The organism is Mesorhizobium sp. M1E.F.Ca.ET.063.01.1.1, assembly GCF_003998155.1.
Classification (GTDB): Bacteria; Pseudomonadota; Alphaproteobacteria; order Rhizobiales; family Rhizobiaceae; genus Mesorhizobium.
On the sequence record NZ_RZSC01000460.1, the window covers coordinates 1 to 4,782 of the forward strand.

A 4,782-nucleotide genomic window follows, 5' to 3' on the forward strand; every position below is an offset into this window, starting at 1 on the left:
GCCGATTTCTACGCGCTGGTTCCGCGCGGCTTGGTCACCCGGGGGCGCATGTGACCCGCCGCGACGACAAGCTCAGCGAGGACGACCGCATCCTCTGGAACCTGGTGGCGCGGACGACCCGGCCGCTGAAAGGCAAGGCCGCCATCGAGATTCCAGATGTCATCGAGCCCAAGCCGGTGCCGGCATCGGCGCCGGTCAACGGCGTCTCGGCCGTTGCCGCTAAGCCGAAGACACAGCACGTCTCGCATGTGCTGGACGACCAGACGCATGAAAAACTGAAGAAAGGCCGGCTGCCGATCGAGGGCCGCGTCGACCTGCACGGCATGACGCAGGACGAGGCCTATTCGCTGCTGCTCAGCTTCCTGCACCGCGCGCATGCCGGCGGCATCCGCTATGTGCTGGTCATCACCGGCAAGGGCTCGTCCTCGGGCGGCGACGGCATCCTGCGGCGCTCGGTGCCGCATTGGTTGTCGACGCCGGCCTTCCGGCACCTGGTCTCCAGCCATGATCATGCCGCCCGCAACCATGGCGGCTCGGGCGCGCTCTATGTCCGGCTGAGGCGCACGCGCGCATGAGGATGCGGTCATGAGCAAGGGGATGGCATGACCCCGTTCGGCGAAAGGCTGCGGGCGCTGCGCGCCGAACGCGGCGTCAGCCAGAAGGCGATGGCTCAGGCCATCGGCGTCAGCGCCGCCTATCTGTCGGCGCTGGAACACGGCCGCCGCGGTGCCCCGACCTGGACGCTGATCCAGAAGATCATCGGCTATTTCAACATCATCTGGGACGATGCCGAGGACCTGGCCCGCCTCGCCGAAACCTCGCATCCAAGGGTCAGGATCGACACGTCCGGTCTCTCGCCCGCCGCGACCGAGCTGGCCAATCTGCTGGCCGAGAGCATCGAGAAGCTGGACGAGGCTGAGCTTCGGAGCATCACCGCCTCGGTCCGCGTCGCGCTCGGCCGGCGCGGCTGACAGGCATTAAAGCGCATCGCGCTGAAACGGATTCAGGCGACGCGCTTTAAGTCCTTGTTTTGATGCATGTCGTTGTCCCAGAACCGCGCACACTTCTGGGCGACATGCATTAATTGCAAACATCGCGCCGCCCCTCATCCGCCTGCCGGCACCTTCTCCCCGTACAGTGACGGGGAGAAGGGAGATAGCCGCGACGTTGGCGCCCATTGTTCAGCGTTGAATGATTGGCGAAACCATCGATGACGGCGTCTTTCTCCCCGTCACTGTACGGGGAGAAATGCCCGGCAGGGCAATGAGGGGCGGCGCTGACCTACGATATCTGGTGAAAGTAACCAAGGCGCATCGCTTCAACGCGGCGCGCTTCGGATGCGTCGAGTCCGAGTCCTACTGCACCGAACCGACCAGCACCTGCTGGCCATCGCGGATCGAAACCCAGCGGCCGGTGTTGTCGATCGCCTGCCGCTTGAGATAGCGGTAGCCGGTCTCGTCCCAGGCTTTGACCTTGTCGGTCAAATTGTCGAGGACGTAGTCGCCCTTGTCGGTGCGCACCGTCAGCACGGAATGGCCTTCGCCATCGGGCTTGCGCACGACGGTGATCAAGAGGTCGGCGAGCGACATGCCCATGCGATAGAGATCGCGCCGCTTCTCCAGCACATAGTCCTCGCAGTCGCCGAAGCCGTTGTCCGGATAGGTCCAGACCTCGTCCTTGCCGTAATTGTCGAGATCGCTCATCGGCTTGACTGCGGCGTTGACCCTGGCGGTCACGCCGGTCAGCTTGCGCCAGAGGCTGTTGGTCATCGTGGCCGGCGCGAGATTGGCCGGGCGGATGTTGCATTCGCTGGGCTGCGCCTTGCAGAAATCATAGTGTCCGATCGGCTGCGAGGTCAGACCGCCGGTGGTCATGGCGCCCGCCGCCCATGCGGGCACCGCCCAATGGGCAGAGATCGCCATCCCTGCGACTGCACACAAACGCAGCATCCGCGCCATCGGTGAGGAGTTCATTGTCCCCCGGTCCGCCCTGTTCTTTTATTAACGAAACGTTAAAGGCGATTTACAGTCCGTGTCAATTAGAGACAGCGATGAGTTTGACGGGATGGTTACCCGCGCGGTCCGGACAGCGGCACTTGCGCAACAGGGGCCCTGGCGAAGGCCAGAAGCCGCCCGCGGCGGTGCGGCTTTCGACAGGACCGCCTAGCCGCCATAAGCAGTTGTTTTAGAAAGCCTTCGAACGGAAAAGCCGTCGAGCGTTTCCTGGTGGAAGCCGGGTTCGCGCCGCTTGCTCAACTCTTGGCGGAGCGGACCAGCTTCGGCTTCGCCGCCACCCGGGTCCGGCGGCCGTAACTGCCGATGAAGTCGACGATGCGCGGCACGATCTCCGACCGGAACCGCGAGCCGTTGAAGACGCCGTAATGGCCGACGGCCGGCTGCACGTAGTGGGCTTGCCAGTCGGCCGGGATGTTCACGCACAGGTCGTGAGCGGCCTGGGTCTGGCCGAGGCCGGAAATGTCGTCGTTTTCGCCCTCGACGGTGAACATGGCGACGTTGCGGATGAGGCTCGGGTCGACGGCCTCGCCGCGATGGGTCATCTCGCCTTTCGGCAGAGCGTGGCGCACGAACACCGTGTCGACGGTCTGCAGATAGAACTCCGCCGTCAGGTCCATCACCGCCAGATACTCGTCGTAGAAGTCGCGATGCTTCTCGGCGTTGTCTCCGTCATGCTTCACGAGATGCATGAAGAAGTCCTTGTGGGCGATGATGTGGCGGTCGAGATTCATGCTCATGAAGCCTGAAAGCTGCAGGAAGCCGGGATAGACCTCGCGGCCGAAGCCAGGCACCGGCCAGGGCGCCTGCATGATGACGTTGTCGCGGAACCAGCCGATGCCCTTCTCCTCGGCCAGAAGATTGACCGCGGTCGGGTTGCGGCGGGTGTCGATCGGCCCGCCCATCAGCGTCATGGTCGAAGGTACAAAGGGGTCGCCGCGCTTTTCCATCACCGCCACCGCCGCCAGCACCGGCACCGAGGGCTGGCACACCGCCATGACATGGGTGTCTGGACCCAGCGCATGGAACATGTCGATGATGTAGTCGACATAGTCGTCGAGATCGAAACTGCCTTTCGACAGCGGCACCATGCGGGCATCGACCCAGTCGGTGATGTGCACGTCGGCGTGAGGAAGCATCGCTTCGACCGTGCCGCGCAGCAGCGTCGCATAGTGGCCGGACATCGGCGCCACGATCAGGAGCTTCGGGTCGGGCTTGCGATCGGCGGGCAGCGAGCGTTCGAAGCGCTGCAGGTTGCAGAAAGGCTTCGACCAGACGGTCTTTTCGGTGACGTCGACGGTCTTCCAGTCGACCATCGTCTTGGTCAGGCCGAATTGCGGCTTGCCGTAGCGGCGCGTCGTGCGCTCGAAGAGTTCCGCGGCAGCCGCGACCGAGCGGCCGAGCGGCGTATGCGAAACCGGATTGAGCGGGTTGGAGTAGAAAAGCCGCACCGCGTCGGCGTAGAGGCGGGCGGGCTGCAGCACCGCATGGTTCAATTCGTAGAGCTGATAGAACATCAAAACCCCGCTCTGCATGCGACCCAACGACGTGCAGCGCCGAGCCTCAAATGTCTAGCGGCGAGGTTAGCAAGATATTGTTGCGATGCAATACGTCACGTCGAGTGATCAATGCTTCTTTCGTCCAAAGCGTTGGAAATCCGCCTCGAACGGCCAAGCCGGCTCAATGTGCGTTGCCGAACCGTGTAAGAATTATGTCCGGCCCCTCTTGCCGGACATGTCAGACATATCAGACTCGCGCCATGCACACCGCGGTATGGCCCGAGCCGATGAAGCCGAGCTGGCTTGCGGCGCCGCGGGAGAGGTCGAGCACGCGCCCCCTGATGAACGGGCCGCGATCGTTGATGCGCACGACGACGCTGCGGCCGTTGTTCTTGTTGGTGACCTTGAGTTTGGTGCCGAACGGCAAGCTGCGGTGCGCGGCGGTCAGTGCGGCGGGGTTCATGCGCTCGCCGGAAGCGGTTCTGGAATGCAGGGCGTACCAGGAGGCGCGGCCGCATTGCGCGGCGGCGGAGGAGGCGGTCGAGGCGCCGGCCATCAGGCCAGCCGCGACCGTTGCCGCGACAAGCGCGGTGCGGTTGGTTTTCTTCATCTTTTAGGGGTGGGCTCCGTTGATAGACAACCCGCCGTAAGTACCGATTGAGGCGGGAAATGCGGCAATCGTCTGGCGGTTCCATGGCAAAGGCACACGTTTGGAGTCGCCGCGAAACAGTTTGTCATGATATTTTGGACCCTGAGCGGGCGTATTCTTGATGAACATCAGGTCGATTCCCGGGATGTCTCGGGCAAGATCGGCCATCAAGATGCAAGTAGAATGGAGCGAAACGTCTTCGCTTCCTTCGGGTCTTTTATTGCGTTCCCATTGCCGTTCAGGATCAACTTTCGGAGAGGGCCTCGCCCATGCGACTGATCAGGAATGTGCTGGCGCTGATCGTGCTCGGCATCGGCGTGCTATGGTCGCTGCAGGGCCTCGGTCTGGTCCAGGGCAGCTTCATGACCGGCCAGCGGGAATGGCTCTATATCGGGCTCGTCACCATGCTGGTCGGCCTGCTCGGCCTCGGCTGGGCGAACCGCTCGCGCGTGTGACTGGTTGCTGCAGCAAGAATCGACGCCGGCGCGACAGCGCCCCTTCTCCCCTTGTGGGCTAGCGTGCGCACACATTTGCTTCGGGCTCATTTTTGCGAGGCCAGAACGAAGCCGTCTGTGATGGCGTTGAAGCGTCTGAGGCCGTGGGTGAAGGTGATGGGCCCTGG

At 63.3% G+C, this 4,782-nt stretch carries 7 protein-coding genes; 3 read left to right on the forward strand and 4 right to left on the reverse strand.

The genetic code is table 11. The features are described 5' to 3' along the window. Positions 1-50 precede the first annotated feature (50 nt). Positions 51-575 carry a Smr/MutS family protein gene (locus tag EOA29_RS25360; protein ID WP_126091074.1) on the forward strand — a complete coding sequence of 175 codons (525 nt, stop codon included), beginning with the start codon at positions 51-53 and terminating at the stop codon, positions 573-575. Positions 576-602: 27 nt separating this feature from the next. Next, positions 603-971 (forward strand): helix-turn-helix transcriptional regulator, encoded by a 369-nt coding sequence (locus EOA29_RS25365; RefSeq protein ID WP_126091073.1) that lies wholly within the window; start codon positions 603-605, stop codon positions 969-971. Positions 972-1,355: 384 nt separating this feature from the next. Here the strand turns inward: EOA29_RS25365 and EOA29_RS25380 are convergent, their stop codons facing one another. The 4 genes from EOA29_RS25380 to EOA29_RS25395 form a co-directional block, all read right to left on the reverse strand. Next, positions 1,356-1,973 carry a transglutaminase-like cysteine peptidase gene (locus EOA29_RS25380; RefSeq protein WP_126091072.1) on the reverse strand — a complete coding sequence of 206 codons (618 nt, stop codon included), beginning with the start codon at positions 1,971-1,973 and terminating at the stop codon, positions 1,356-1,358. Positions 1,974-2,251: 278 nt separating this feature from the next. Further along, a complete protein-coding gene (locus EOA29_RS25385; RefSeq protein WP_126091071.1) occupies positions 2,252-3,529 on the reverse strand; it encodes a polyhydroxyalkanoate depolymerase in 1,278 nt (425 codons plus the stop codon). A gap of 229 nt (positions 3,530-3,758) precedes the next feature. Continuing rightward, entirely contained in the window at positions 3,759-4,121 is a 363-nt protein-coding gene (locus EOA29_RS25390) for a septal ring lytic transglycosylase RlpA family protein (protein WP_126091070.1), read from the reverse strand. A gap of 3 nt (positions 4,122-4,124) precedes the next feature. Next, complete coding sequence (locus EOA29_RS25395) at positions 4,125-4,328, reverse strand: hypothetical protein (RefSeq protein WP_127221778.1); 204 nt, start codon at positions 4,326-4,328, stop codon at positions 4,125-4,127. A gap of 101 nt (positions 4,329-4,429) precedes the next feature. On the opposite strand from EOA29_RS25395, the gene EOA29_RS25400 reads away from it, so the two are divergent. Then, positions 4,430-4,615 (forward strand): hypothetical protein, encoded by a 186-nt coding sequence (locus EOA29_RS25400; RefSeq protein WP_126091069.1) that lies wholly within the window; start codon positions 4,430-4,432, stop codon positions 4,613-4,615. The last annotated feature ends 167 nt before the right edge of the window (positions 4,616-4,782 follow it).